The sequence below is a fragment of the Comamonas sp. UBA7840 genome, from assembly GCF_002501455.1.
GTDB classification, from domain to species: Bacteria; Pseudomonadota; Gammaproteobacteria; order Burkholderiales; family Burkholderiaceae_C; genus Comamonas; species Comamonas jiangduensis.
The window spans coordinates 46,901-72,116 of record NZ_DLTI01000032.1; the positions used below are offsets into that span (position 1 = coordinate 46,901).

Genomic DNA, 25,216 nt, shown 5'->3' on the forward strand with positions numbered 1-25,216 from the left:
TGGGTTCAGGCCACCTTGGCTTTCAAACGCCACAGCGAAGTCATCTCTGCCGCGCGTGCTGCATGCAATGCATCGCTGGTATCTTGCGCTTTGCCATGCGTCGGCTCAGTATCCATGCGGTAGACCACATACAGGCCTGCCGCATCGATCCAGCCCATCAGCTCTTCGCGGCTGCGCAAACCCAGGTGCTCTGCCAGGTCCGACAAAATCAGCCAGCCTTCGCCCTCGGGCGTCAGGTGCGCGCGCAAGCCATTCAGAAAACCGCGCAACATGGCGCTGTTCTCGTCGTACACCGCATGCTCCAGCGTGGTGACTGCGCGAGCGGGCAACCATGGAGGGTTGCAGACAATCAGCGCCGCCTGCCCTTCGGGGAACAAATCGACCTGCTGCAGCTGCACCCGGTCACTCAGACCCAAGCGCGCAATATTGTCTTGCGCACAAGCCAGCGCACGGGGCGACATATCGGTGGCCACTACCTGCTTGACACCGCGTTTGGCCAGCAGCGCCGCAAGCACGCCGGTGCCGGTACCAATATCAAAGGCGCGCTCACGCGCACCTTCAGGCAAAGGTGCCTCATTGACCAGCGCCACATACTCGCCACGCACGGGCGAGAACACACCGTAATGCGGGTAGATGCGCGCTTCCTTGCCCAGCACGGGCATGGCCACCCCTTTTTTGCGCCACTCGTGCGCCCCCACCACGCCCAGCAACTCGCGCAGCGTCAGCACTTGCACGGCGGCATCCGCTGTGGGCGCGCCCCAAGCCTCGGTGCAAGCCACTTTCCAATCAGGTGCGCGGCGCAGTGCGATGCTGTAGTCCGGCTGCAGCGCAATCAGGATGCTGCCCAGCACGCGCGCGCGCTGGCCTTGTGCCATGCGGTAGTGGTGAAAAGCCTCTGCCGGGGTTTGTGCCGCTTGCTGGCTAGACGCTCGCAGTTGCTTGCGTACTTTGGCGGTGCTTTTGCCCGCAGGTTTGTCCAGGCGGCGCTTGAGCGCATCCAGCAACAGGCGGGCATTGTGAAAATCACCCTGCCACAGCAAGGCGGTGCCTTCGCAGGCCAGGCGGTAAGCGGTATCGGCGGGCATGGTGTCGTCCGCCACGACCACACGCCGTGGCGCGGGCAGGCCGCTTTCGCTGCGCCAAGCAGCTTGGTGGTCAATGCCTTGGTGTTGCCATTGCAGCATGTGGTGCTTTCTGTGAAGAGTCGAAATACAAAAAAATCGGCCCGCCGAAGCGGGCCGTGAGGCGGCAATTAGTTTAAGGGACGCTTTAAGCGAATTTCCTCAATCTTGATACCGCCCACTGGGGTGGTCTTGGCGGTCGACATTTCACGCTTGAAGCCAGCCATCTCATGGAAGCGCAAAGCACGCTCATTTCGCAGCGGCACCCAAACGGTCACGTTGGTACAGCCTTCTTCTTGCAGACCTTCGCGGGCTGCATCCCACAGCGTCACGCCGACACCTTTGTTCCAGTGCGAAGGGGCCGCATAGATGGCCCACACCTCGCCAGTGGTCTGGCGAGATTTTTCGTCACGGGAACGGTCAAAACCAACAAAGCCTACGATCTTGTCGCCGTCAATGGCAACATGCACTTGGGGCTCGCAGTATTCGATCGCCTCACGCCAGTAAGCTTGACGCTTCTCGACGGAAGACATGGCTTTCAGTTGGTCGTCAGGCACGATGCCACGGTAGGCTTCCAAAGCAGAAGCGGTGTGGATTTGTGCAATCGCCTTCGCATCGCGAAGCGTTGCAGGACGGACCTGGTAATTAGACATGGAAAAACCGAAACGGAAACTAGGTGTTGAAAACGAAAGTCCGCAATTGTCAGTGAAAACGCGAACTTCGCTTATGCCTGCTCGCTGTAGCCATTTAAGCGAGTACGGCTGTCAAAGGTTTCTTGCCCGCAGAAAAAGGATGTGCTAGGCCGTTGCAACGGCCTATAGCAAGCTGCTTGTTGCAAGCAGCTGGAGAGTGGCAAACGCTCAACCCAAGCGTTTGATCAGCGCCATGACGCGCTCAAACTTGGCTCCGTACGGCGGGTACAGCCAAGAGGCAGGGCTCCATTTTGCTTGTAAAAAGACCGACTTTTGGTGAGAAAAGCGTAAAAAACCATGCTCACCGTGATATGCCCCCCATCCACTGGGGCCCACACCACCAAAAGGCAGGTTGTCATGCGCCACGTGCATGAGCGTATCGTTCACCGTCACACCCCCGCTCACGGTACGGCGCAACACGCTGTCACGCAGCTTTTCATCCTTGCCAAACCAGTACAGCGCCAAAGGCCGTGGCCCCGCATTGATCGCTTGGATTACGTCATCCAGCCGGTCATAGCTGATCACTGGCAGCAGCGGCCCAAAAATTTCCTCGCGCATGATGTCCATGCCGGAATGCACGTTCCACACCAGTGCCGGTGTCATCTGGCGCTGCACCGCATCTCCCCAGCCGGGCGCAGCAGAGGAGGCAGCAGTCTGCGCAGGCTCCAGCCACTGCACATGTGCGCCCTGGCTCTCGGCTTGCTGGGCCAGGCCGCGCAGGCGGTGGAAATGCTTTTGATTGATGATGGCGGCGTAGTCCGGGTTGCCAGCGATAGCGGGGAAGAGCTGCGCCACAGCCTTGCGATAGGCCTGCTCAAACGCCTGCTCTTGCCCGCGCGGCAGCAGCAAATAATCGGGCGCAATACAGGTTTGGCCGGCATTGAGCAGCTTGCCATGGGCAATACGCAAGGCAGCCTGCTCCATATCGCAATCGGTGCCGAGGATGCAAGGGGATTTGCCCCCCAGCTCCAGCGTCGTGGACGTCAGGTGCTGGGCTGCGGCAATCGCCACTTTGCGGCCGACAGCCGTCGAGCCGGTAAACACCAGATGATCAAACGGCAGCCCTGCAAACTGGCTGGCCACCTGCGCATCGCCTTGAATCACACAAAATTCATCGGGTGCAAAAAATTGGCCAATCACATGGGCCAGCTGTGCAGACGTATGGGGCGTTAACTCACTAGGCTTGAGCATGACGCGGTTGCCCGCTGCAATCGCCGCAATGGCAGGCCCCAAGGCCAGCTGCAGCGGATAGTTCCACGGGGCGATGATGCCGACCACACCGAGTGGCTGGCGCTCGATGCGCGCCATGCTGGGCAGCAAGTGCAACGGCGTCCACACGCGCTGGTGGCGCATCCATGGGCGCAGATGGCGCAGGGTATGCGAGAGCATGCTGCGCAGCACCATGAGGTCTGCCATTTCGGTAAGCTGCGGCGAGCGCACGCCAAAATCCGCCTGCACCGCTGCAGCCAAGGTCGTGCCATGCTCCTGCAAAATTTTCTGAATGCGCAGCAAACGTTCCTTGCGCACCAGCGCAGGCACTTCAATATGCTGACGGCTGGCTTGGTGTTGTTGGTCGAAAAACGCGCGGATATCAGCTTGATTCATAAAGGCATGATAGAGAGCGGTATCGGGGAAACGCCAAGGAATCCCCCAATTCCACAACACGTTACAACTTCGCGGTAACCAAACGCTAATTGCGCGGAAGGCCGCGTTGCTGCAGACAGAAAAAAAGCAGGCCTAAGGCCTGCTTCTTATCAAGAAAGAACGGCATGCGCCAGCGTGCCCTCAGTGCACCTCACGCGCCTGAACGTCGCTGACTTCGCCTGCCACTTTGGACAAAATACCGCCGCGCTTGCTACCCGCAGCTGGGGTGAAGGGCGCGCCGCCCTCTTCTTTGTCGGCCGCGGCAGCACCGGCCATGCCGCCAAAGCTGCCTGCGCGCTGGTACATGCTGGCCCAGCTGCTGGCTGCACGCATGGGCATGACCCATGGCGTCACAGGCTGGCCGGTGAGCTTGGCCCATAGCGCACGCAGGCCCCAAAACGCAGCCAGCACGCAAGCGACCGTCAACAGGCTCAAAAAGAACGCCACACCAACCATCAACAGCACAATGCGCACGGTCCAACGGGTGAGCGAATTCAGAAAGTCGTTCAAAGCAATGCCTTTCAAATGCGGCCAGCGCCCTGAGGTACTGGCCGTGGAGGCTTAAGCCGCGCTATCAGCCACAGCACCTAAGCCGAATTTAAAGACGCCGGGCTCCTGCACGGGATCCACCGACACCTCGATCACGCTCTTGGGCGGGAACTTGCCCTCCAGCAAGGACCGTGACAGCGGGTTCTCAATGCGCTGCTGGATGGCACGCTTGAGCGGACGGGCACCAAAGACCGGGTCAAACCCTACTTTAGCCAATTCCGACAAAGCCGCGTCGCTGATGTGCATTTGCAAATCCATCTTCTCCAGACGCGACTGCAGCAATTGCAGCTGAATCTTGGCAATGGACTCGATGTGTGCAGCATCCAAGCCATGGAAGACCACGGTTTCGTCGATACGGTTCAAGAATTCGGGGCGGAAATGGGATTTAAGTTCCCCCCACACCGCTTCTTTGATGTCTTCGCTGTCCTGGCCCACCATCGCTTGGATCAGGTGCGAGCCAATATTGCTGGTCATCACGATCACTGTGTTCTTGAAGTCCACGGTGCGGCCCTGGCCATCGGTCAGGCGGCCATCATCGAGCACCTGCAGCAGCACGTTGAACACGTCGGGGTGGGCCTTTTCGACCTCATCGAGCAGCAGCACGCTGTAGGGCTTGCGGCGCACGGCTTCGGTCAGGTAACCGCCTTCTTCATAGCCAACATAGCCAGGAGGCGCGCCAATCAATCGTGCCACGCTATGCTTTTCCATGAATTCCGACATATCGATGCGCACCAGATGGTCTTCGCTGTCGAACATAAAGCCCGCCAACGCCTTGCACAGCTCGGTCTTGCCCACGCCCGTGGGGCCCAGGAACAAGAAGCTGCCCAGTGGCTTGTTCGGATCAGACAGACCCGAGCGCGAACGGCGGATGGCGTTGGAGACCGCAGAGATCGCCTCGTCCTGGCCCACCACGCGCTGGTGCAGCTTGTCTTCCATGTGCAGCAGCTTGTCTTTTTCGCCCTGCATCATTTTGGACACGGGAATGCCCGTGGCACGGCTGACCACTTCCGCAATCTCTTCCGCGCCAACGTGGGTGCGCAGCAGCTTGTGCTTGGGCGCGTCGCCATCGGCCTCGCTGGCCTGGGCTTCCTTGAGCTGTTTTTCCAAAGCGGGCAGCTTGCCGTATTGCAACTCGGCCACTTTGTTGAAGTCGCCCTTGCGCTTCAAATCTTCGATTTGCGTGCGGATGGCATCCACTTCCTTGCGGATTTGCTCAGAGCCTTGGGCGCTGGCTTTTTCGGCCTTCCAGATTTCTTCCAGGTCGGCGTACTCGCGCTCCAGCCCGGTCAACTCATCTTCAATGAGCTGCAGGCGCTTTTGCGAAGCCTCGTCCTTTTCCTTCTTCATGGCCTCGCGCTCAATCTTGAGCTGGATCATGCGGCGCTCGAGCTTGTCCATGACTTCAGGCTTGGAGTCGATCTCGATCTTGATCTTGGCGGCCGCCTCGTCGATCAGGTCAATCGCCTTGTCGGGCAGGAAACGGTCGGTGATGTAGCGGTGGCTCAACTCTGCTGCAGCAACGATAGCAGGGTCCGTAATGTCCACACCGTGGTGCGCCTCATAACGCACCTGCAGGCCGCGCAAGATGGCGATGGTGTCTTCCACCGAAGGCTCATCAACCAGCACTTTCTGGAAACGGCGCTCCAGCGCCGCGTCTTTTTCGATGTACTTGCGGTACTCGTCCAAGGTGGTCGCGCCAATGCAGTGCAGCTCACCGCGCGCCAGCGCAGGCTTGAGCATGTTGCCGGCGTCCATCGCGCCTTCGGCCTTGCCGGCACCCACCATCGTGTGGATTTCGTCAATGAACAAGATGATGCGGCCTTCTTCCTTGGCCACGTCATTCAGCACAGCTTTGAGGCGCTCTTCAAACTCACCGCGGTACTTGGCGCCCGCCAGCAGGCCGGCCATATCCAGCACCAGCACGCGCTTGTCTTTGAGGGTTTCGGGCACTTCGCCTTCCACAATGCGCTGCGCCAAGCCTTCCACAATCGCGGTCTTACCGACGCCGGGCTCACCGATGAGCACGGGGTTGTTCTTGCTGCGGCGCTGCAGCACCTGGATGGCGCGGCGGATTTCGTCGTCGCGGCCAATCACGGGGTCCAGCTTGCCCATGCGGGCGCGCTCGGTCAGGTCCAGGGTGTATTTCTTCAGGGCTTCGCGCTGGCTTTCACCTTCGGCGCTGTCCATGGTCTGGCCACCGCGCACGGCGTTGATGGCGGACTCCATGGCCTTGCGGGTCAGGCCGTGCTCCTTGGCGATCTTGCCTGCCTTGGTGTCGCTGTCGGCCAGCGCCAGCAGGAACAATTCACTGGCGATGAACTGGTCGCCGCGCTTGATGGCTTCCTTTTCCGTGGCCTGCATCAGCTTGCCCAGCTCGGAGCCGATGGTGACCTGGTCGTGGCCTTGCACCTCGGGCAGCTGCTTGATGGCGTTTTCAGCCGCCGTGCTCATGGCGGCCACATTGGCACCCGCGCGCTGCAGCAGGGCCTTGGGACCGTCGTTCTGGCGCAGCATGGCGGCCAGCAGGTGTAAGGGATCGATGTAGGCGTGGTCATTGCCCAGGGCGAGGCTCTGCGCGTCGGCCAGGGCTTCTTGGAATTTGGTAGTGAGCTTGTCGATACGCATGAAAGGCTTCCTTCAACGGTAAATCTGTAACTCCCTCACAACTGTGGGCTTTTTATGTTTTTTCAATAGTTTGCACGTGCAATCCGCATGCCTTCTATCTGCAAAAGCCCACCTATTGACGAGGCGCAGTGCAACAAAAAGTTCCTTGCAATCTTTTGATGATTGTCTTCAAGACGATTGAATGCTGCGTCAGACGATCGCTTCTAGACTGCAGCTCTTTATCGCTTTCCTGCCCTTCATGCCCTCTTCCTCTGCGCAACGCTACACCTTGCCCGCCATTGCCCTGCACTGGCTACTGGCTGCAGGCCTGATCGGCCTGTTGGTATTTGGCTGGTATATGGTGGATCTGCCGTTCTCGCCCACCAAGCTCAAGTACTACAACTGGCACAAGTGGGCTGGCGTGACCATTTTGTTGCTGAGCGTGCTGCGTTTGCTGTGGCGCATGACGCACCGCCCCCCCGCTTTGCCAACTGCCATGGCCGCCGCCATGCCCCGCTGGCAGCAGCTAGCGCACCACGGCGTACACCACCTGCTGTATGCGCTGTTTTTTGCCGTACCGCTGATCGGCTGGGCTTACAGCTCTGCGGCGGGCTTTCCCATCGTCTGGTTTGGCGTGTGGCAACTGCCCGATTTTGTGGCTGCCAACCCGGCGCTGGCCGAAGCCATCAAGCCCTGGCACATGATTTCGGCTTACACGCTGGTCGCACTGATTGCGCTGCACATTGCCGCCGCTTTGAAGCACCAGTTGATTGACCGCGATGGCCTGCTGCGCCGCATGCTGCCAGGCCAAGCACGCTGAGCCTCACGCCCTTTTTTATTTGTTAGATCGTCACCAGGACATCACCATGAATTTCGCGACCACCCTCCGCGCAGCAGCTTTGGCCGGCATGGCTTTGCTGGGCACTGCTGCAATGGCCCAGCAAGCGCTGGTGCCTGCACAAAGCAGCATCCACTTCACCGCCAAGCAGCTGGGCGTGCCTTTGAACGGCCACTTCAAGCAGTTTGCCGCGCAAATCCACTTTGACACGGCCAAACCCGAGGCCAGCAAAATCCACTTCACCGTGGATACCGGCAGCGCCACCATGGGCAGCAAAGAAACCGACAGCAATCTGATGGGCACAGACTGGTTCAACATTGCCAAGTTCCCCAAGGCCACGTTTGACTCCAGCGCCGTCAAGGCCCTGGGCGGCGGCAAATACCAGGTGGACGGCACGCTCACCATCAAGGGCAACGCCCAGAAGGTGTCGGTGCCCGTGCAGCTGACGCAGTCCGGCGCCACCACCACCGCTGCAGGCACCTTGCCGCTCAAGCGCTTGCCCTTCAAGATCGGGGACGGCGACTGGGCCGACACCTCCATGGTGGCTGATGAGGTCACCGTGCAGTTCAAGCTGGCACTGACCGGCGTGGGCAAGCTGTAAATCATTTTGGAAGCATCTAGCGCTGGTGTTCTGTGCCTTTCAAGATGTTTTGAATCTGAAAGCCAAGCAAAACATGCGCTAGCAGCTACTTTTTTTCATATTTTTCGCTTCACTTTTCCACAGGAGATTTCCATGCGCTCTACCCTGATTGCTCTGGCCGCCACCGGTTTGCTGGCTACCGCCGCCCACGCTGCACCCGCCACATACACCGTGGACCCCACCCACACTTTCGCAACGTTTGAGATCGACCACTTCGGAGCCTCAACCAACCGCGTGCGCTTTGACAAAAAGAGCGGCACCGTGCAGTTCGACAAAGCGGGCAAGACAGGTAAGGTAGAAGTAACGCTGGACATGAACGCCGTGAACTCCGGCACCGCCGCCTTTGACAAGCACTTGAAGAGCGCAGACATCTTCAACACCGAGAAATTCCCCGAAGCCAAGTTTGTCTCCGACAAGTTTGTGTTTGAGGGCGACAAGCTCAAGGAAGTCACCGGCCAGCTGACCCTGATGGGCCAAACCAAGCCCATCACCATCAAGGCCAACAAGTTCACCTGCTACGACAACCCCATGCTCAAGCGCGAAGTGTGCGGCGGCGACTTTGAAGCCACCATCGACCGCACCCAATGGGGCGTGAACTACGGCGTGGACTGGGGCTTTGCCAAGAACGTGCGCCTGGTGCTGCAGATGGAAGCCGTCAAGCAGTAATTCCGCCACGAGCACTCTACGAAACCAAAAAGGGCCCTGACAGGGCCCTTTTTTATGCTTCCCAGCGCGCCAGCGCCTGCTCATCGCTCACCCGCGCATCCACCCAGCGCGCGCCTTGCGGGGTTTGCTCTTTTTTCCAGAAAGGCGCTTCGGACTTGAGGTAGTCCATGATGAACTCGCAGGCCTGAAAACTCATGCCGCGGTGGGCGCTGGTGACGGCCACCAGCACAATCTGGTCCATAGGCTGCAGCGGGCCCACGCGGTGAATCACCTTGGCGGCGTAAATGCCAAAACGCTGCACCGCTCGGTCAATGATGGCTTCGATGCTTTTTTCCGTCATGCCAGGGTAATGCTCCAGCTCCATGGCCGAGACGTTGGCGCCTTCATTGCGATCGCGCACCGTGCCCACAAAGCTACACACCGCCCCGACTCGCGCATCGCCCTGGCGCAGCGCAGCCAACTCGCGGGAAACATCGAAATCTTCGCTCTGGATCAAAACACGTGGGGCATTCATATCCATGATTGTCGCAGCAGGCGCTGGCATGCATGCCCACACACGCACGAAAGCCAGCGCCATCGCGGTAGCATTGCGCCCCGCTCGTACTGGCACTCACCAATTACCACCTATGGCCACCCCCACCATTGATACCCCGGAGTACATGCTTTACCCCTCACCACGCAACGAGCACCGCGTGGTCTTTGAGCACCAGTGCTTTGTGCCCTACCCCTACGCCATCATCCACCTGCCGGATTTTGACTTTGAGGGCCGCGCCACCCTGTTTTCGGCCCGCCGCAAAGCTGACGACAAAAATGGCCAGTTGGTGACCTGTGAGCTGGAAATTGACATCCTGCGCTTTGAGCGCCTGTTTGACCCCGAATAAAAACCACCCCCACATCCCCGCCCACCGCAGTTGGACGGTTGCAACCAAGCCGAAGCCACTGGCAGTACTTTCGTAGCAGCAGGCCCAGCGACCACGGAGCAAAGGTTGTGTGACCCAGCCCCCCCGCCGCGTACCGCACGATCTCTCATGGACGACACCAGCCAAATCCAACCCACGGAAAGCTTTGCCAACCTGTTTCGCAGTCGCGCAGGGGTTTTTAAGACACCGATTGCCGAAGTCGTGGCGCGCTATGAGCTGTGCGAAGACCTGGCCTGCCATTTGGTCGAGCAAGCGCAAACGCTCTACCACAGCGGCAACTCCAGCGAAGCAGGCATCTTGCTGGGCTTTCACACGGCGCTGTCTACCGAAGGTGCCCCAGTCACGCCCGCTGAAGCCGGCTGGGTGATTCAGCGCCTGGCCGAGCTGCTGGAATGGCGGGCGCCGCAATTGCCTGCACCTTTGGAATAAGCACAAAAACAGGCTTTGACGCTGATCTGGCCTACGCAAAGCGCTACCAAAATTACCCACCCCTGTCAGTCTTCGCGCACAGGCAGGGGCGTTCATGACCGTCCATCACCTACCGCTCATCGGGTTACGCTATCCCTTCGAACGGACAGCAAGCTACCGCTGACCGCTATTGTTTTCACGCTTTATGGAGGCTGTATGAACAAAGACCAAATCACCGGCACGATCAAGGAAACCGCAGGCAAGGTGCAACAAAAGGCTGGCGAGTTGATCGATAGCCCTGAGCAGCAAGCCAAGGGGCTGGCCAAACAGGCGCAAGGGCTGGCCCAGCGGAAAGTGGGCGATGTCAAAGAAGCGGTAGAAGACGCCAAAAAGCGGATGTAACCAACGGGCCTAGCGATGGCACGCTCATCCAGTGCAGCGAGCTGCACGCCGTATCGGCACCGCAGTGCAGCACACCACAGCACTGTGTCATGTCGTGCTAAAGCGCCCACAAAAAAGGAGCACCTTGTGCTCCTTTTTTTGATTTACACACACTAACCCCATTCACACGCGGTCAGTCCTTTCACTGACTTGGGTCTGCGCCCCATCCGCATAGCGGTTCAAGATGCGCTGCACCTGCCCGTGCGTCCACAGCCCGCCCTTGGCGGCAGCAATGCCGCGCTCGTTGAGCACTTCGGCCATCTTGCGGTGCGTCAGGCCCTGCGCCACCAATTCGGCAAACAACGCTTCATGCAGCTTGGCAAAGGCATCGGCGGCGTTTTTACGCTTTTCGACCGTGGCACGGATGTTGTCGGCCCCGGCTTTGCCCAGTTGCACGCCACGGGCCTTGGCATCGCTCAGCGCCTGGCGCGTGCGGCGACTGATGGCAGCGTCAATCTCTGGTTTCGCGTCAGTCATACACGCTGCTTAGCCACCGGTGACGGGAGGGAAAAAGGCAACTTCATCCCCCGACTTGAGCGGTGCATCACCGCTGCACATGTCCTGGTTCAGCGCCATGCGCACGGCCTTGCCGTGGGCCAGCGCATGCGCCGCAGCGTCGCTGCGCGCCATCAGTTCGTCGCGCAAGGCGCCTACCGTCGCTGCAGTGGTTTGCAGGTCTTCGGAGCCTGTGCCCATGGCTTCACGGATGGAAGCAAAGTAACGCACGGTGATATTCATAGAGTTTTCTCCCTGCCCGCTCACATCAACTCGGTGAACGGAATAAAGCGCACGGTATCACCGGGCTGGATGGGCGTGAGCGGCGGGTTGTCGATCAAGCCATCGCCCCAGACCGTGGACGTCAGCACGCCCGAGCCCTGGTTGCCAAACAGTGCCAGAGTGCCATTGCCCGTGTGGCGCGCACGCAGGAATTCGCGGCGCTTTTCTTTCTTGGGCCATTCAAACTGCGCGGTCACTTCAATGGCTTTGGGCGCTACATCCTGCATGCCCTGCAGACGCAGCACAAAGGGGCGCACCAGCAGCAAGAAGGTGATGAAGCTGGAGACCGGATTGCCGGGCAGGCCCATAAAGTGGGCCACGCCTGCAGACGTATCTTTGCCGTTGCGCCAGACCTTGCCATAGGCAAAGGGCTTGCCGGGCTTCATGGAAATCATCCACAGGTTCAGCTCGCCCTGCTGCTCCACGGCGGGCTTGACGTGGTCTTCCTCACCTACCGAAACACCTGCGCTGGAGAGCACCAAATCGCAGTCCTGCGCCACGCGGTGAATCGCTGCCACAGTTTGCTCGCGGTTGTCAGGCAGGATGCCGCCATCCACCACCTCGCAACCCAAACGCTGCAGCAGCGCACGCAGGAAGTAGCGGTTGCTGTTGTAGATGTGGCCGGGTTGCATGTCCTGCGGGGCCACGGTGCCGGGGATGACCAGCTCATCGCCCGTGGAAAACAGCGCCACGCATGGCTTGCGGCCCACGGGCAGCGTGGCCATGCCAATGCTGGCGGCCAAGCCGATCGCCGCAGGCGTCAAGCGCGTGCCTTGCGCCAGCACCGTGCTGTTCAGGGCAATGTCTTCGCCTGCACGGCGGATGTTCTGGCCCAGTTTGGGCACCGCGTTGAATTGCACGCGGCCATCGTCCAAGACTTGCGTGTCTTCCTGCATCAACACCGCGTCCGCTCCGGGGGGCACGGGCGCGCCAGTGAAGATGCGGGCTGCGGTACCGGGCTGCAGCGCAGTGCCCACATGGCCTGCGGGAATGCGCTGGCTCACGGGCAGGGCCACACCAGCGGCTGTGATATCGGCGGTGCGCACGGCGTAGCCGTCCATGGCGGAATTGTCTTGCGGCGGCACTTGCAGCGCCGAGATGCAGTCCTGCGCCAGCACGCGGCCATCGGCGTTGAACAGGTCAACGTTTTCCGTGCCCAGCAACTGGGCTTGTGCCAGCACGTGGGCCAGTGCGTCATCCAAAGTGGTCATAGCGGCCATCAGGCATTCACTCCTTGGTAGTCAAAACGGCTGGCGTTGGCCAGCATCCAGTCGGCGATGTGCGCTGGCTGGTTCAAATCTAACAACGCGATGTGCGCGGGCGGCTGCACGGGTAATGCCGCAGCATCGTCCGTCGCTACGGCCACCACCTGCGGGTCTTCCGGAAAGCGCAGCGGCTTAGCAGTCTTGCCAGAGGCGGGATCGGGCGCACGCCAAATTTCCACCTTGGGCAGGTTGCCGTGCTTGAAGCCTTCCACCAACACCCAGTCCACCTCAGCGCGCAACTCGGCCAGCATGGCGTGTATATCGAGGTCTTGCTCAGACTCAAACTCGCGCACCAGCGCCAGGCGTTTGTCGCACACCAGCAGCACCTCGCTGGCACCAGCCTGGCGGTGGCGCCAGCTGTCTTTGCCCGGAATGTCGATGTCCACATCGTGGTGGGCATGCTTGATGGTGGACACACGCTGGCCCCGCGCGCGCAGCGCGGCAATCAACTGCTCCAGCAAGGTGGTCTTGCCCATGCCAGAGAAAGCGGCAAAGCCCAAAGCTTTCATCGTGTGTTCTTTCTTCCCAATAAAAACGGCGCTTGGTTGCCCAGCGCCGTTGGTGTGCCACAGGTGCATAGGCTTTCAAAAGCATAGCTGCTAGCGCTTGCAGTATCTTGCTTTGCAAATACTTTGTAGTGCAAAGCGAGTTTTATCAAGCGCAGGCAGCTCTCTTTTTTATAAAGCCCGCCTCACCTCAATCGCAGTGCTGCTGGATGTAGGCCTTCACCTGCTCCACATCCGATGGCATCACCACCACGCGTTTAGGCAGGTCTTCGATGCCGTCGAACTTGGCGGGACGCTCAGGCTGGCGGCCCAGGGCTTCTTCGATGGTCGCCGCAAACTTGATGGGCAAGGCAGTTTCCAGCACCAGCATGGGCTCGGCACGCAGATGCTCGCGGGCCACTTTCACGCCATCGGCGGTGTGGGTGTCGATCATCTGGCCCAGACGCTCATAGCAGTCCTTGATGGTAGCCAAACGGTCGGCATGGGTGCTCTTGCCGCTGACAAAACCATATTTGGCTGCAGCATCCTGGAAGCAGGCGTCACCGCTCAGGTCGAACTTGCCCTGCTTGGCAACGCCTTCGGCAAACAGCGCCTGGGTGCGCGCGCCATCCCGGCCGACCAGGTCGAACACAAAGCGCTCAAAGTTGCTGGCCTTGGAGATGTCCATCGAGGGGCTGGACGTTTCGTAGGTGTTGACCGCGCCGCGCACCTGGTACACGCCAGTGCGGAAGAACTCGTCCAGCACATCGTTTTCGTTGGTGGCCACCACCAGCTGGGCAATCGGCAAGCCCATCTGGCGCGCCACATGGCCCGCGCAGATATTGCCAAAGTTGCCCGAAGGCACGGTGAAGCTCACCTTTTCTTCGTTGCGTGTGGTGGCTTGCAAGTAACCGGCAAAGTAGTACACCACCTGGGCTAGCAAACGCGCCCAGTTGATGGAGTTGACGGTACCGATCTTGTACTTGGCCTTGAAGGCGTGGTCGTTGGACACTGCCTTGACGATGTCCTGGCAGTCGTCAAACACGCCTTCGATGGCGATGTTGTGGATATTCTCGTCCTGCAGACTGAACATCTGCGCCTGCTGGAAGGGGCTCATGCGGCCGTGGGGGCTGGTCATGAACACGCGCACCCCCTGCTTGCCGCGCATGGCGTATTCGGCCGCGCTGCCGGTGTCGCCCGAAGTGGCGCCCAGGATGTTCAGGGTTTCACCACGGCGGGTCAGCTCGTACTCAAACAAATTGCCCAGCAACTGCATAGCCATGTCCTTGAAGGCCAGTGTGGGGCCGTTGGACAGGGCTTCGATCCGCAAATTACCTTCCAGCGTGCGTACGGGCACGATGGCCTCGGTGCCGAACACGTCCTTGGTGTACGTCTTGGCGCACAGGGCGCGCAGGTCGTCCGCAGGGATGTCGTCGATATACAGCGACAAAATCTCAAACGCCAGCGCCGCATAGCCTTGGGTGGCCAAGGTTTCACGCAGCTGGGTCAGCTTGGCGTCGCTGATCTGGGGGTACTCGACCGGCAGGTACAGGCCGCCATCGGGCGCCAGACCTTCGAGCAAGATGTCGCAAAAACGTTTGCGGTCTGCATGACCGCGGGTGGACAGATAAAGCATGGTGCTTCCTCGTCAATATTCGAATCAAAAGCCCCAACACAGTGTCCACGCCAACTTTCGTTGGGGACACCGCGCAAGGGCCGCCCCGCCGCGCTGGTGCCGTCCCCCTCCGGCCCAGCCAGAGAGGGGGAAGGCGCGCAGCGCCTCAGGGGGTGCTATCAGTTCAACTCTTCTTTGCGAATGCGCGTGATCGGCGCCAGCACAGTGGCCAGGCCTTGGATTTCAGCCATGGCCTTGTCCATATCGCCTTCGCGGGTGTCGTGCGTGAGGATGATCAGGTCGGTCTGGGTCGAGCCCTCGCCGCCCACTTCGTCGGCTTCGCGCTGGATCACGGCGTCGATGCTGATACCGGCATTGGCCAGCAGCGTGGTGATCTTGGCCAGCACACCGGCTTCGTCCGCCACGCGGATGCGCAGGTAGTAGCTAGTGACCACGTCGGCCATGGGCAGCACGGGCAATTCGTTGCCCGCAGCCGCCAAGGTGTGGGCCTGGAAAGCCAGCGCCGGCACGCTGTGGGCGGGGTCTGCACCGTGCAGGCGGGCAATGTCCACCAGGTCGGCGATCACGGCCGAAGCGGTGGGCTCAGAGCCCGCGCCCTTGCCGTAGTACAGCGTGGTGCCCACGGCATCCCCGTTGACCACCACGGCGTTCATCGCGCCTTCGACGTTGGCGATCAGGCGCTTGGAAGGCACCAGCGACGGGTGCACACGCAGCTCGATGCCCTTGTCGGTGCGCTTGGTGATGCCCAGCAGCTTGATGCGGTAGCCCAGTTGCTCGGCGTACTTGATGTCAGCGCCCGCCAACTTGGTGATGCCCTCTACATAGGCCTTGTCAAACTGTACCGGGATACCAAACGCAATCGCGCTCATCAAGGTGGCCTTGTGCGCGGCGTCCACGCCTTCGATGTCGAAGGTGGGGTCGGCTTCGGCGTAGCCCAGGCGTTGCGCTTCTTTGAGCACCACGTCAAAGTCCAGACCCTTGTCACGCATTTCGGACAGGATGAAGTTGGTCGTGCCGTTGATGATGCCGGCCACCCACTGGATCTGGTTGGCGGTCAGACCTTCGCGCAGCGCCTTGATGATCGGGATGCCTCCGGCCACAGCCGCTTCATAGGCCACGATCACGCCCTTCTCGGCGGCCGCCTTGAAGATTTCGGTGCCGTGCACGGCCAGCAGCGCCTTGTTGGCGGTTACCACGTGCTTGCCTGCAGCAATCGCTTCCAGCACCAGGGCCTTGGCAATGCCGTAGCCGCCGATCAGTTCCACCACCACGTCGATGTCGGGGTTGGCGATGATGGCGCGGGCATCGCCCACCACCTTGGCCTTGTCGCCCACCACCGCTTGCGCACGCGTTGTGTCCAAGTCGGCCACCATGGCAATCTCAATGCCACGACCCGCACGGCGGCGGATCTCTTCTTGGTTGCGCTGCAGCACGTTGAATGTGCCGCTGCCCACGGTGCCAATGCCCAACAGGCCTACTTGGATCGGTTTCATAAGTTGCTTACGTTTCTACGTCAAAAAGGGCTGCAGCGCTTATGGAGTCTGCGCTTGCAGCTATCAGAAAATTTTAGGCTGCCACGTGCAGCTTGGCTTTGCCTTTGCCCGCAGCTTTGGAAGCTGCCAGCTTGTCGGCGCCGTGGCGCTGGCGGTATTTCGCCAAGAAGTCTGCCAAACGGTTGATGGCTTCGCGCAGGTCAGCCTCATGGGGCAAAAACACAATGCGGAAGTGGTCCGGATGGGGCCAGTTAAAACCGGTGCCTTGCACCAGCATGACCTTGGTTTCTTGCAGCACTTCCAGGAAGAACTCCTGGTCGTTGGAGATGGGGTAAATCTCGGGATCGAGGCGTGGGAACATGTACAGCGCGCCTTGGGGCTTGACACAGCTAACGCCCGGAATGGCGTTGATCATCTCCCACGCCAGGTCACGCTGCACACGCAAGCGACCGCCTTCACACACCAAATCCTTGATGGACTGGTAGCCACCCAGCGCGGTTTGCACCGCCCACTGCCCAGGCACGTTGGCGCACAGGCGCATGTTGGAGAGCATATTGATGCCCTCGATGTAATCCTTGGCGGGCTTTTTGTCGCCCGAAATCACCATCCAGCCCGCACGATAGCCGCAGGAGCGGTACGCCTTGGACAGGGAATTGAACGTCAGCGTCAGCACGTCCGTCGACAAGCTGGCCATGGGCACGTGCTTGACGTCGTCGTACAGCACCTTGTCATACACCTCATCGGCAAAAATCACCAAGCCGTGCTGGCGGGCAATTTCAATGATGCTCAGCAACAACTCCTTGGAATACAAGGCACCTGTGGGGTTGTTGGGATTGATGACCACAATGCCCTTGGTACGCGGCGTGACTTTGGCGCGAATGTCGTCCAAATTGGGCATCCAGCCATTCGCCTCATCGCACATATAGTGCACGGGCGTGCCGCCCGAGAGGCTGGTGGCTGCCGTCCACAGCGGGTAGTCGGGTGCAGGCACCAGCAACTCATCGCCGTTATCCAGCAGGGCGTTGGTCGCCAGGTTGATCAGCTCGGAAGCGCCATTGCCCAGGTAGATATCGTCGAGCGTGACCCCCTTGATGCCCTGGTGCTGAGTTTCATGCATCACTGCCTTGCGGGCCGCAAAAATACCGCGACTGTCCGAGTAACCGGCCGAGTTGGGCAGGTTGCGGATCATGTCCTGCTGGATTTCTTCCGGCGCATCAAAACCAAACACCGCCAAGTTGCCGATATTGAGCTTGATGATCTTGTGGCCGTCTTCCTCCATTTGTTTCGCCGCATCCATGATCGGCCCGCGGATGTCATAACAGACGTTGGCTAATTTGGCGGATTTTTGGACGGTCTTCATAGGAGGATTTTCCAGTTGGCTCGAAGTGGCGCCGAAGCGCGCTTGCGCCCCGGTGAAACCTATAATTTGAACACAGATCGGGCGCAGCGCCTCCCCGTAAACCGAGGTGCCCATGCTCCTTGCACACAGAGGGGACAGCACCCCGAGCATTTCCACGCACTGCCCAAGAAGGAATCTCTATGCAACTCCATGCCGATCGCGCTGATGTGCAAATGGTCACAGGCTATGGCCCCGGCTGGGTCGCCATTGATAAAAAAGAGCACTCCGGCAGTGTTCTGCTTGGCGCCAGCGGCTTTTTACGCCCTTGGAATTGCAGCAACTTTGCTTCGCTCACCGCCCAGCACTTTGCCGAGCTGGCCGAGCTCAACGCCGAACTCATCATTTTTGGCTCCGGCGAGAAGCTGCGCTTTGTCCACCCTTCCTGGCTTCAAGCTCTGATGCAAAAACGCATCGGATTCGAAACCATGGATACCCATGCCGCCTGCCGCACTTACAACGTTTTAGCGGCAGAAGGCCGCAACGTGATAGCCGCACTGTTGTTGGAGTAATATCCGCAGGGGGCTCGTCAAATTCAACGTTTCGGGGTAAAATCGCAGGTTGCGGTCGGGGGCGTACTTATCCATAAAAGCAATACTTACCCTACACCCCTCGGCATTCCAACGACTACTCCCGAGAGATAAAAGCGCATGGCGATCGTTGTCAACAAACCCCTTCCCGAATTTGAAGCCAATGCGACAGGTGGCGTGAAGGTTTCCAACACCTCGCACAACGGCCAGATTGTGATTCTGTACTTCTATCCGAAGGACAACACACCTGGTTGCACCACAGAGGCCATGCAGTTCCGCGACAAGTTCAAGGACTTCGAAAAAGCAGGCGCCGTGGTGTTCGGTGTTTCGCGCGACAACATGAAGTCGCACGACGACTTCAAGGAGAAGCTGGAGCTGCCCTTTGAGCTGATCGCGGACACCGAAGAAAAGATGTGCCACATGTTTGGCGTGGTCAAGAACAAGATCATGTACGGCAAGAAGGTCAAGGGCATTGAGCGCTCCACATTCCTGATTGATACCAACGGCATCCTGGCGCAAGAGTGGCGCGGCCTGAAAGTCCCCGGTCACGTGGATGAAGTTCTGAAGGCTGTAAAAGCCTTGAAGACAGCCGCCAAGAAGGCTGCCTAAACCCTACATTCTTGGCGCTGGCATCCGTGCAAGCGCCAAGACATGCATAATGGATCGCATGCCTTTGCGCGTATTGAACCAGCATTGCAAATCCCTCTCTTCCAAAGCCGCTCGGGCCTGCGCCCAGCGGCTTTGTGTTTTTTACAGCCCTGAAAACAAGGACTGAAACGCTTATGCCACTGCCTCCAGCCCCTACCAAGCGCGCTGCGCGCGTTGCCAAGGAAGCCTTCAACGTCACTGCTGACATCAGTAAACGTGCCGCTGCGGCAAAGCCCCCGGTCATCGACTTGGACGAAGACTTGCCCAGCGCCGTTGCGACGGCCATCGCCGCCGAACCTGCAGCTTCTGCAGCACCCGCCCGCAGTCGCAACAAAACATCGGGCAGCGCCAGTGCTGCCACCACGGCTGCCGCCAAACAACTGGCCCAACAGCGCGCTGCGGCACAGGCAAGCATCAAGCAACCACCCGCCGCGAAACTACCTGTAGCTGCCGTTACGGCAACTGCCACGCCTGTCTCCACCGCTACGCCAGCGCCCACCGCAGCAGTTACACCAGCTACACCCAGCCAACCCGCCAAGAGCAAAACCAAGGCTGCCACCAGCCACAAAAAGCGTACCCAGCATTCCTGCCTGTTTGTGCTGGATACGAATGTGCTGCTGCACGACCCCACCAGCTTGTTCCGCTTTGAAGAGCACGACATCTTCTTGCCGATGGTGGTGCTGGAAGAGCTGGATGCGCACAAACGCGGCATGACCGAAGTGGCGCGCAATGGCCGCCAAGTCAGCCGTACCTTGGATGCACTGGTTGATGCCCAGCAAGACGCCGACCTGGCCACCGGGCTGCGCCTGGACGCTAGCGGCCACAAGGGCGCCACGGGTCACCTGTTCTTCCAGACCGTGCCGCTGGATTACAAGCTACCTTCCAGCCTGCCCCAAGGCAAGGCCGATAACCAGATTTTGGGTGTGGTACAAGCGCTGCGCGCCGTCAAGCTCGGCCAACAGGAAGTGATTTTGGTGTCCAAGGACATCAATATGCGCGTCAAGGCACGCGCACTGGGCCTGCCTGCCGAGGACTACCGCAACGACAAAACGCTGGAGGATGGCGATTTGCTCTATACGGGCAGCCTGGCCCTGCCTGCCGACTTCTGGAAGAAGGCCAAGCAGGTGGAAAGCTGGCAAGACCGTGGCAAAACGCTCTACAGCTTCACCAGTCCGCTGTCGGGCCAGATGCTGGTCAACCAATATGTGTACTTTGAAGCACCCGGCGAGCCCAGCTTGCACGCGCGCGTGGCGGAAATCCGCGACAAAACCGTGGTGCTGGAAACCCTGCGCGACTACAGCAGCACCAAACACAATGTCTGGGGCGTGAACGCACGCAACCGCGAGCAAAACTTTGCCCTGAACCTGCTGATGGATCCGAATGTGGACTTTGTTTCACTCACCGGCACGGCGGGCACGGGCAAGACCCTGATGGCACTGGCCGCTGGCCTGGCACAAGTGCTGGATGACCGCCGTTACACCGAAATCATCATGACCCGCGCCACCGTGAGCGTAGGCGAGGACATTGGCTTTTTGCCCGGTACCGAAGAAGAGAAAATGGGCCCCTGGATGGGCGCCCTGGACGATAACCTCGAATTTCTGGCCAAGGGCGACGGCGGCAACCCCGGCGAATGGGGGCGCGCCGCAACCAATGAGCTGATCCGCAGCCGCATCAAAATCAAGAGCATGAACTTCATGCGAGGCCGCACATTCTTGAACAAGTACGTCATCATCGACGAAGCGCAGAACCTGACACCCAAGCAAATGAAGACCTTGATCACCCGTGCCGGCCCCGGCACCAAGATAATCTGTATGGGCAACCTGGCACAGATCGACACCCCCTACCTGACCGAAGGCAGCTCGGGCCTGACCTTTGCGGTAGACCGCTTCAAGGGCTGGGCGCACGGCGGCCACATCCAGCTGGCACGCGGGGAGCGCTCGCGCTTGGCGGACTTTGCCAGCGAGGTACTGTAAATGGCCATCAGTTGGGTGACTGCGCTCAAAATGGTGCCGTGGGGCGACGTGATTCAGGCTGCGCCTTCAGTACTCAAGGCTGCCAAGGGACTGATGAAAAAAAGCCCCGAACAAGCCCAGGAAGAAGCCGAGCAAGCCGCTTCGCTGCATGCAGCCCAGCCTTCACTGGCCAGCAATGCCGGTGAATTGGCGCTGCAGCAAGTGGCGCAGTTGGAGGCACGCATTCAGCACCTGGAAGCCGCCCAGCGCGCTTCCAACCAAGTGCTGGAGAAAATGGCGGAGCAGCAGGCACAAATCGTCAAAACCGTAGGCATTTTGCGCACCGGCGCCACGCGTCTGGCGTGGGCCTGCGGCGTGCTGAGCGTGGTGGTGATAGGTTTGCTGATCTACCTGGTGCGCATGTAGTGCTTTCAAAAACGAAGCCGCTTGCGCTGATTAATCAACAACTTCAGATATAAAACCATCTAAAGTCTATGAATATCAAGCGCTAGCAGCTCACTTTTTATTTGAGCCATAAAAAAGGCCCTGCAGCATTGCAGGGCCTTTTTCTTTTGCGCCATCTATGGCGTCATCGCTTTGCGCCAACACCCGACACTCAATACTCGTCGCTGCCATACCCCATGGCCAGGTTCTCAAAGCGCGTCTGGTTCTTCTGAAAGAACAGTTTCACCGTGCCGGTAGGGCCGTTACGCTGTTTGCCGATAATGACTTCGGCCACGTTCGGCTCTTTGGAGTCTTTGTTGTAGTAGTCGTCGCGGTAGATGAACATGATGATGTCCGCGTCCTGCTCGATGGCACCCGATTCGCGCAAGTCACTCATCATGGGGCGTTTGTCGGTGCGCTGCTCCACCGAGCGGTTGAGCTGCGACAGGGCAATCACCGGGCATTGCAGCTCCTTGGCCAGCATCTTCAGGCCACGGGAGATTTCACCCAGCTCGGTCGCACGGTTGTCGCCACCACCGCCGCTGGAGCCGCTCATCAGCTGCAAATAGTCGACCACAATCAGACCCAGCTTGCCGCAGGTACGCGACAGACGGCGGGCGTTGGCACGCAGCTCTGAAGGCGTCAGGCCCGGGGTTTCGTCAATATGCAGCGAGATTTGGCTCAGCTTTTCCACCGCCTCGGTCAAGCGTGCCCACTCATCGTGCTCCAGCTTGCCGGTGCGCAAATTGCCCTGGTTGACCTTGCCAATCGAACCAACGATACGCACCGCCAACTGGGCGGCGCCCATTTCCATCGAAAAAATGGCTACCGGCAGGCCTTCATTGAGCGCCACGTGCTCCGCAATATTTACTGCGAAAGAGGTCTTACCCATGGACGGGCGCGCCGCCAGCACCACCAAGTCACCCGCTTGCAGGCCGCTAGTCATGCGATCAAGGTCGGCAAAGCCCGTGGGCACGCCGGTCACATCCATAGGGTTATCGGCCATCTCCTGCACACGGTCCAGCAGGTCACCCACCAGCACATCCATGCTCTGAAAGCCCTGCTTCATGCGCGAGCCTTCTTCGCCAATCGCAAAGATCTTCTGCTCCGCCTCATCCAGAATGCGCTCCACCGGCTTGCCCTGGGGGTTCAGCGCATTGGTGGCAATCTCATCGCTCACCGTCAGCAGTTTGCGCAGAATGCCTTTCTCGCGCACGATTTCCGCATAGCGGCGGATGTTGGTGGCACTGGGCACATACTGCGCCAGCTGGTTCAGGTAGAGGATGCCCCCTACCTCGTCCGCCTTACCCATGCCCTGCAGATGCTCAAACACCGTGATCACGTCGGCCGGCTTGCTGTCGTTGATCAACTTGCCAATCGCCGCAAAGATCAGCTTGTGCTCGTGGCGATAGAAATCGTTGTCGGTGAGTAAATCGCCCACCCGATCCCAGGCGTTGTTGTCCATCAACAAGCCACCCAGCACGCTGGACTCTGACTCCATGGAGTACTGCGGCAGGCGCAGCTTGGCTACCTGCTGATCTTCATCAGGCACAGGGACACCAAACACATCATCTTCCAACGGCGGCATTACGGAGGACATCTATCAACAACCCACAAAAAGACAAGCCAGTGATCGTAGCGCCCAGCGCTGCTGGCGTCATCCAGTAATCACACCAGCAACGCACGCATTGCAACTATCGCGCGCCACCAAAACTTGGCAATACTCAGAAAATAAGTGCTGTCCACGCAGATTCAACGGCCGCTGACAGCGGTTTCATGCATCAAATCAAACACAGAACCCAAATACAAAAGCCACCCGAAGGTGGCTTTTGTGTGTCGGAAAGTATTCCGAGAAGTTCGGCAAACGCTTAAGCAGCTTCGCCAGCCACTTCCACGTTCACTTCCACAACCACGTCAGTGTGCAGAGCCACTTCCACGGTGGAAGCGGAAACAGTCTTGATAGGACCGTTAGGCATACGCACTTGAGCCTTGTGCACCGACGCGAAACCTTGCGCCTTCAGAGCATCGGCGATGTCGTAGTTGGTCACGGAACCGAACAGACGGCCATCCACACCGGCTTTTTGCGACAGCTTCACGGTGAAACCGTTGAGCTTTTCGCCTTCAGCTTGTGCAGCAGCCAGCTTCTCAGCAGCAGCCTTTTCCAGTTCGACGCGCTTGGCTTCGAACTCAGCCTTGGCAGCAGCGGTAGCACGGCGTGCTTGGCCTGTAGGGATCAGGAAGTTACGTGCGTAGCCGTCCTTGACCTTAACGATATCACCCAGGTTACCCAGGTTCACAACCTTTTCGAGCAGGATAATTTGCATGATTCTTGCTCCTTAGATCTTGTGCTGGTCAGTGTAGGGCAGCATAGCCAGGAAGCGAGCACGCTTGATGGCAGTGTTCAGCTGACGCTGGTAAATAGCGCGCGTGCCGGTCAGGCGAGCAGGGATGATCTTGCCGTTTTCGGCGATGAAGTCACGCAGGGTGTCAACATCCTTGTAATCGATCTCTTCAACACCAGCCACGGTGAAGCGGCAGAAGCGCTTGCGCTTGAACAGCAGCGACTGGGTGTTGCGCTTGGGGCGCTTGTCTTTGTTGAATTTCTTGAACGTGGCCATTACTGGACCTCTTGAAAATTAATTTTGTTGAATATCCTGGATGTGCAGCACCACGGTTTTGCTGTTGCGCGGTGTGGCAAGAAAGCCTTGAAAACTCCAAGAACTTCCGGGTGCTTGGCGAGCCAGTCGCTCGGCCAATGCACCAAATGCCACCGCTTTCACAGCCGCTGAGACTTTGCGCGGAACGCCTGCTTCCACTTGGGAGGATTCATGCACCAGGCGCAAATCCAAGGCAGGCAATCCGGCGGGGGTGTAGCGCAGAGCTTGCAGCTCTTCGATACAGGCGCTCAGGACAACGTGGTTTTCCACTCCAAGCGAAACCTAATTAGGCTTCAGCAGCTTGGTTGGCCTTGCGAGCTTCTTCGCGCTCGACAGTCTTCATCATGGAAGAAGCGCCGGTGTCGGCCTTCTTCTTCTGCACTGTCAGGTGACGCAGCACGGCGTCGTTGAACTTGAACGCGTGTTCCAGCTCTTGCATCACAGCCTGGTCGGCTTCGATGTTCAAGCAGATGTAGTGAGCCTTGGCGAGCTTGTTGATCATGTAAGCCAGCTGACGACGGCCCCAATCTTCTTCACGGTGCACTGCACCACCGCCAGCGGTGATCATGCCCTTGTAGCGCTCCAGCATGGCTGGAACTTGCTCGCTTTGATCCGGATGGATCAACAAAATGATTTCGTAATGACGCATGAAAACTCCCTTTTGGGTTAAGCCCCCCGCTGCGCCTGTAGCGGTGGAGCAAGGCAAAACGGTAGATTATAAGCACTCCCCATGGGCTTGTACACTCACAGGCTTGGAATACCCTTTGGCACACTGCCCTTGAAAGTACAAAACCCGCCCCCAAGTGAACTAACAAGGTTCACTCTTTAGAGACGCTATCCACATGTCAGAACAAACCAATACGCCCCACGCAGCCCCTGTTGACGCCTCGCCTGAGGAAGTCGAAGCTGCGATGGCCGCTAATGTGGCCGACGAAATCTCTCGCCTGCAAGCCGAACTGGCTGAACTCAAGGCCAAGAACGCCGAAATGGCTGACCATTTCCTGCGCGCCAAGGCTGAAGCCGAAAATATGCGCCGCCGCGCTGAAGAAGAGGTCAGCAAAGCGCGCAAATTCGGTATTGAAAGTTTTGCAGAAAGCCTGCTGCCCGTGTGCGACAGCCTGGACGCCGCTTTGGCGATTCAAAACGCAACGGCAGAGCAATTGCGCGAAGGCTCAGATGCCACCTTGCGCCAGCTGCAACATGCGCTGGAGCGCAACAAAGTCATCTTGATCAATCCTGCGGCGGGCAGCAAGTTTGATCCCCACCAGCACCAAGCCATCTCCGTAGTGCCGGCAGACCAAGAAGCCAACACCGTAGTCACCGTGCTGCAAAAAGGCTACCTGATTGCAGAGCGCGTACTGCGCCCTGCCTTGGTCACTGTGGCAGCCCCAAAATAAACTTCAAAAAACC

At 59.1% G+C, this 25,216-nt stretch carries 29 protein-coding genes; 11 read left to right on the forward strand and 18 right to left on the reverse strand.

Features of this window, described 5'->3' with window-relative positions:
* Window positions 1–5: 5 nt before the first annotated feature.
* The 5 genes from B3R00_RS12785 to clpB form a co-directional block, all read right to left on the reverse strand.
* Complete coding sequence (locus tag B3R00_RS12785; protein ID WP_286999340.1) at window positions 6–1,184, reverse strand: methyltransferase; 1,179 nt, start codon at window positions 1,182–1,184, stop codon at window positions 6–8.
* Between the two features lie 68 nt (window positions 1,185–1,252).
* The gene (locus tag B3R00_RS12790; RefSeq protein WP_219163990.1) at window positions 1,253–1,774 is read right to left on the reverse strand and encodes a GNAT family N-acetyltransferase; all 522 of its coding nucleotides are present in this window, start codon (window positions 1,772–1,774) and stop codon (window positions 1,253–1,255) included.
* A 207-nt stretch (window positions 1,775–1,981) separates the two neighbouring features.
* Window positions 1,982–3,418 (reverse strand): coniferyl aldehyde dehydrogenase, encoded by a 1,437-nt coding sequence (locus B3R00_RS12795; protein WP_286999341.1) that lies wholly within the window; start codon window positions 3,416–3,418, stop codon window positions 1,982–1,984.
* Between the two features lie 180 nt (window positions 3,419–3,598).
* Window positions 3,599–3,967: a hypothetical protein gene (locus B3R00_RS12800; protein ID WP_286999342.1), complete on the reverse strand. Its 369-nt coding sequence runs from the start codon at window positions 3,965–3,967 to the stop codon at window positions 3,599–3,601.
* A gap of 51 nt (window positions 3,968–4,018) precedes the next feature.
* Window positions 4,019–6,631: an ATP-dependent chaperone ClpB gene (gene clpB / locus B3R00_RS12805; RefSeq protein ID WP_286999343.1), complete on the reverse strand. Its 2,613-nt coding sequence runs from the start codon at window positions 6,629–6,631 to the stop codon at window positions 4,019–4,021.
* A gap of 238 nt (window positions 6,632–6,869) precedes the next feature.
* Between clpB and B3R00_RS12810 the strand changes: the two genes are divergently transcribed.
* The 3 genes from B3R00_RS12810 (at window position 6,870) to B3R00_RS12820 (ending at window position 8,754) form a co-directional block, all read left to right on the forward strand.
* On the forward strand, window positions 6,870–7,430 hold the full coding sequence (locus tag B3R00_RS12810) for a cytochrome b (RefSeq protein WP_286999344.1): 561 nt from the start codon (window positions 6,870–6,872) through the stop codon (window positions 7,428–7,430).
* 46 nt (window positions 7,431–7,476) lie between these two features.
* Window positions 7,477–8,049, forward strand: a complete 573-nt coding sequence (locus B3R00_RS12815; protein ID WP_286999345.1) for a YceI family protein — start codon at window positions 7,477–7,479, stop codon at window positions 8,047–8,049.
* A gap of 132 nt (window positions 8,050–8,181) precedes the next feature.
* The gene (locus tag B3R00_RS12820; RefSeq protein WP_284213318.1) at window positions 8,182–8,754 is read left to right on the forward strand and encodes a YceI family protein; all 573 of its coding nucleotides are present in this window, start codon (window positions 8,182–8,184) and stop codon (window positions 8,752–8,754) included.
* 52 nt (window positions 8,755–8,806) lie between these two features.
* Here the strand turns inward: B3R00_RS12820 and moaE are convergent, their stop codons facing one another.
* Window positions 8,807–9,268 carry a molybdopterin synthase catalytic subunit MoaE gene (gene moaE, locus B3R00_RS12825; protein WP_284213455.1) on the reverse strand — a complete coding sequence of 154 codons (462 nt, stop codon included), beginning with the start codon at window positions 9,266–9,268 and terminating at the stop codon, window positions 8,807–8,809.
* Between the two features lie 112 nt (window positions 9,269–9,380).
* Between moaE and B3R00_RS12830 the strand changes: the two genes are divergently transcribed.
* The 3 genes from B3R00_RS12830 to B3R00_RS12840 all read left to right on the forward strand — a co-directional run bounded on the left by B3R00_RS12830 (window position 9,381) and on the right by B3R00_RS12840 (window position 10,484).
* Window positions 9,381–9,635 (forward strand): hypothetical protein, encoded by a 255-nt coding sequence (locus B3R00_RS12830; protein ID WP_174863065.1) that lies wholly within the window; start codon window positions 9,381–9,383, stop codon window positions 9,633–9,635.
* 147 nt (window positions 9,636–9,782) lie between these two features.
* Window positions 9,783–10,103 (forward strand): hypothetical protein, encoded by a 321-nt coding sequence (locus B3R00_RS12835; RefSeq protein WP_286999346.1) that lies wholly within the window; start codon window positions 9,783–9,785, stop codon window positions 10,101–10,103.
* 195 nt (window positions 10,104–10,298) lie between these two features.
* Window positions 10,299–10,484, forward strand: coding sequence for a CsbD family protein (locus tag B3R00_RS12840; protein WP_174863063.1), 186 nt, complete (start codon window positions 10,299–10,301; stop codon window positions 10,482–10,484).
* Window positions 10,485–10,646: 162 nt separating this feature from the next.
* On the opposite strand, the gene B3R00_RS12845 is transcribed toward B3R00_RS12840, so the two are convergent.
* The 7 genes from B3R00_RS12845 to B3R00_RS12875 form a co-directional block, all read right to left on the reverse strand.
* Window positions 10,647–11,000 carry a recombinase family protein gene (locus B3R00_RS12845; RefSeq protein ID WP_286999347.1) on the reverse strand — a complete coding sequence of 118 codons (354 nt, stop codon included), beginning with the start codon at window positions 10,998–11,000 and terminating at the stop codon, window positions 10,647–10,649.
* A gap of 9 nt (window positions 11,001–11,009) precedes the next feature.
* Complete coding sequence (moaD, locus tag B3R00_RS12850; RefSeq protein ID WP_286999348.1) at window positions 11,010–11,261, reverse strand: molybdopterin converting factor subunit 1; 252 nt, start codon at window positions 11,259–11,261, stop codon at window positions 11,010–11,012.
* Between the two features lie 20 nt (window positions 11,262–11,281).
* Window positions 11,282–12,520 carry a gephyrin-like molybdotransferase Glp gene (gene glp, locus B3R00_RS12855; RefSeq protein WP_286999349.1) on the reverse strand — a complete coding sequence of 413 codons (1,239 nt, stop codon included), beginning with the start codon at window positions 12,518–12,520 and terminating at the stop codon, window positions 11,282–11,284.
* Complete coding sequence (mobB, locus tag B3R00_RS12860) at window positions 12,520–13,074, reverse strand: molybdopterin-guanine dinucleotide biosynthesis protein B (protein ID WP_286999350.1); 555 nt, start codon at window positions 13,072–13,074, stop codon at window positions 12,520–12,522. The genes glp and mobB overlap by 1 nt, the downstream gene beginning before the upstream one ends.
* Window positions 13,075–13,261: 187 nt before the next feature.
* Window positions 13,262–14,686: a threonine synthase gene (gene thrC / locus B3R00_RS12865; protein WP_286999351.1), complete on the reverse strand. Its 1,425-nt coding sequence runs from the start codon at window positions 14,684–14,686 to the stop codon at window positions 13,262–13,264.
* 158 nt (window positions 14,687–14,844) lie between these two features.
* The gene (locus B3R00_RS12870) at window positions 14,845–16,179 is read right to left on the reverse strand and encodes a homoserine dehydrogenase (protein WP_286999352.1); all 1,335 of its coding nucleotides are present in this window, start codon (window positions 16,177–16,179) and stop codon (window positions 14,845–14,847) included.
* Between the two features lie 73 nt (window positions 16,180–16,252).
* Complete coding sequence (locus B3R00_RS12875) at window positions 16,253–17,539, reverse strand: pyridoxal phosphate-dependent aminotransferase (protein WP_286999353.1); 1,287 nt, start codon at window positions 17,537–17,539, stop codon at window positions 16,253–16,255.
* 179 nt (window positions 17,540–17,718) lie between these two features.
* On the opposite strand from B3R00_RS12875, the gene B3R00_RS12880 reads away from it, so the two are divergent.
* The 4 genes from B3R00_RS12880 to B3R00_RS12895 all read left to right on the forward strand — a co-directional run bounded on the left by B3R00_RS12880 (window position 17,719) and on the right by B3R00_RS12895 (window position 21,131).
* Window positions 17,719–18,087 carry an Mth938-like domain-containing protein gene (locus tag B3R00_RS12880; RefSeq protein WP_286999354.1) on the forward strand — a complete coding sequence of 123 codons (369 nt, stop codon included), beginning with the start codon at window positions 17,719–17,721 and terminating at the stop codon, window positions 18,085–18,087.
* A 138-nt stretch (window positions 18,088–18,225) separates the two neighbouring features.
* Window positions 18,226–18,714, forward strand: coding sequence for a peroxiredoxin (locus B3R00_RS12885; RefSeq protein WP_174863055.1), 489 nt, complete (start codon window positions 18,226–18,228; stop codon window positions 18,712–18,714).
* 173 nt (window positions 18,715–18,887) lie between these two features.
* Window positions 18,888–20,726, forward strand: coding sequence for a PhoH family protein (locus tag B3R00_RS12890; RefSeq protein ID WP_286999355.1), 1,839 nt, complete (start codon window positions 18,888–18,890; stop codon window positions 20,724–20,726).
* The gene (locus B3R00_RS12895) at window positions 20,727–21,131 is read left to right on the forward strand and encodes a hypothetical protein (protein WP_286999356.1); all 405 of its coding nucleotides are present in this window, start codon (window positions 20,727–20,729) and stop codon (window positions 21,129–21,131) included.
* A gap of 190 nt (window positions 21,132–21,321) precedes the next feature.
* Here B3R00_RS12895 and dnaB read toward each other — a convergent pair whose 3' ends face one another.
* From dnaB to rpsF, 5 genes are all read right to left on the reverse strand, one after another.
* Window positions 21,322–22,749 (reverse strand): replicative DNA helicase, encoded by a 1,428-nt coding sequence (gene dnaB, locus B3R00_RS12900; protein WP_219163973.1) that lies wholly within the window; start codon window positions 22,747–22,749, stop codon window positions 21,322–21,324.
* Window positions 22,750–23,017: 268 nt separating this feature from the next.
* Complete coding sequence (rplI, locus tag B3R00_RS12905; RefSeq protein ID WP_174863053.1) at window positions 23,018–23,473, reverse strand: 50S ribosomal protein L9; 456 nt, start codon at window positions 23,471–23,473, stop codon at window positions 23,018–23,020.
* Window positions 23,474–23,485: 12 nt separating this feature from the next.
* Window positions 23,486–23,767 carry a 30S ribosomal protein S18 gene (gene rpsR, locus B3R00_RS12910; RefSeq protein WP_166069388.1) on the reverse strand — a complete coding sequence of 94 codons (282 nt, stop codon included), beginning with the start codon at window positions 23,765–23,767 and terminating at the stop codon, window positions 23,486–23,488.
* A gap of 18 nt (window positions 23,768–23,785) precedes the next feature.
* Entirely contained in the window at window positions 23,786–24,076 is a 291-nt protein-coding gene (gene priB / locus B3R00_RS12915) for a primosomal replication protein N (RefSeq protein WP_174863052.1), read from the reverse strand.
* A 16-nt stretch (window positions 24,077–24,092) separates the two neighbouring features.
* Entirely contained in the window at window positions 24,093–24,455 is a 363-nt protein-coding gene (gene rpsF, locus B3R00_RS12920) for a 30S ribosomal protein S6 (protein ID WP_219163971.1), read from the reverse strand.
* Between the two features lie 193 nt (window positions 24,456–24,648).
* Between rpsF and grpE the strand changes: the two genes are divergently transcribed.
* Complete coding sequence (grpE, locus tag B3R00_RS12925) at window positions 24,649–25,203, forward strand: nucleotide exchange factor GrpE (protein WP_219163970.1); 555 nt, start codon at window positions 24,649–24,651, stop codon at window positions 25,201–25,203.
* Window positions 25,204–25,216 lie beyond the last annotated feature (13 nt).

Excerpts from the sequence above, each read along its gene's own strand:
- B3R00_RS12870 (WP_286999352.1), bottom strand. The coding sequence starts at position 16,179 with ATGAAACCGATCCAAGTAGGCCTGTTGGGCATTGGCACCGTGGGCAGC.
- dnaB (WP_219163973.1), bottom strand. The coding sequence starts at position 22,749 with ATGTCCTCCGTAATGCCGCCGTTGGAAGATGATGTGTTTGGTGTCCCT.
- B3R00_RS12820 (WP_284213318.1), top strand. The coding sequence starts at position 8,182 with ATGCGCTCTACCCTGATTGCTCTGGCCGCCACCGGTTTGCTGGCTACC.
- B3R00_RS12835 (WP_286999346.1), top strand. The coding sequence starts at position 9,783 with ATGGACGACACCAGCCAAATCCAACCCACGGAAAGCTTTGCCAACCTG.
- glp (WP_286999349.1), bottom strand. The coding sequence starts at position 12,520 with ATGGCCGCTATGACCACTTTGGATGACGCACTGGCCCACGTGCTGGCA.
- rpsF (WP_219163971.1), bottom strand. The coding sequence starts at position 24,455 with ATGCGTCATTACGAAATCATTTTGTTGATCCATCCGGATCAAAGCGAG.
- B3R00_RS12790 (WP_219163990.1), bottom strand. The coding sequence starts at position 1,774 with ATGTCTAATTACCAGGTCCGTCCTGCAACGCTTCGCGATGCGAAGGCG.
- rpsR (WP_166069388.1), bottom strand. The coding sequence starts at position 23,767 with ATGGCCACGTTCAAGAAATTCAACAAAGACAAGCGCCCCAAGCGCAAC.
- B3R00_RS12890 (WP_286999355.1), top strand. The coding sequence starts at position 18,888 with ATGCCACTGCCTCCAGCCCCTACCAAGCGCGCTGCGCGCGTTGCCAAG.
- B3R00_RS12885 (WP_174863055.1), top strand. The coding sequence starts at position 18,226 with ATGGCGATCGTTGTCAACAAACCCCTTCCCGAATTTGAAGCCAATGCG.
- B3R00_RS12895 (WP_286999356.1), top strand. The coding sequence starts at position 20,727 with ATGGCCATCAGTTGGGTGACTGCGCTCAAAATGGTGCCGTGGGGCGAC.
- B3R00_RS12880 (WP_286999354.1), top strand. The coding sequence starts at position 17,719 with ATGCAACTCCATGCCGATCGCGCTGATGTGCAAATGGTCACAGGCTAT.
- mobB (WP_286999350.1), bottom strand. The coding sequence starts at position 13,074 with ATGAAAGCTTTGGGCTTTGCCGCTTTCTCTGGCATGGGCAAGACCACC.
- B3R00_RS12840 (WP_174863063.1), top strand. The coding sequence starts at position 10,299 with ATGAACAAAGACCAAATCACCGGCACGATCAAGGAAACCGCAGGCAAG.
- moaE (WP_284213455.1), bottom strand. The coding sequence starts at position 9,268 with ATGAATGCCCCACGTGTTTTGATCCAGAGCGAAGATTTCGATGTTTCC.
- B3R00_RS12845 (WP_286999347.1), bottom strand. The coding sequence starts at position 11,000 with ATGACTGACGCGAAACCAGAGATTGACGCTGCCATCAGTCGCCGCACG.
- B3R00_RS12815 (WP_286999345.1), top strand. The coding sequence starts at position 7,477 with ATGAATTTCGCGACCACCCTCCGCGCAGCAGCTTTGGCCGGCATGGCT.
- B3R00_RS12785 (WP_286999340.1), bottom strand. The coding sequence starts at position 1,184 with ATGCTGCAATGGCAACACCAAGGCATTGACCACCAAGCTGCTTGGCGC.
- B3R00_RS12795 (WP_286999341.1), bottom strand. The coding sequence starts at position 3,418 with ATGAATCAAGCTGATATCCGCGCGTTTTTCGACCAACAACACCAAGCC.
- thrC (WP_286999351.1), bottom strand. The coding sequence starts at position 14,686 with ATGCTTTATCTGTCCACCCGCGGTCATGCAGACCGCAAACGTTTTTGC.
- B3R00_RS12810 (WP_286999344.1), top strand. The coding sequence starts at position 6,870 with ATGCCCTCTTCCTCTGCGCAACGCTACACCTTGCCCGCCATTGCCCTG.
- rplI (WP_174863053.1), bottom strand. The coding sequence starts at position 23,473 with ATGCAAATTATCCTGCTCGAAAAGGTTGTGAACCTGGGTAACCTGGGT.
- moaD (WP_286999348.1), bottom strand. The coding sequence starts at position 11,261 with ATGAATATCACCGTGCGTTACTTTGCTTCCATCCGTGAAGCCATGGGC.
- B3R00_RS12830 (WP_174863065.1), top strand. The coding sequence starts at position 9,381 with ATGGCCACCCCCACCATTGATACCCCGGAGTACATGCTTTACCCCTCA.
- B3R00_RS12875 (WP_286999353.1), bottom strand. The coding sequence starts at position 17,539 with ATGAAGACCGTCCAAAAATCCGCCAAATTAGCCAACGTCTGTTATGAC.
- grpE (WP_219163970.1), top strand. The coding sequence starts at position 24,649 with ATGTCAGAACAAACCAATACGCCCCACGCAGCCCCTGTTGACGCCTCG.
- clpB (WP_286999343.1), bottom strand. The coding sequence starts at position 6,631 with ATGCGTATCGACAAGCTCACTACCAAATTCCAAGAAGCCCTGGCCGAC.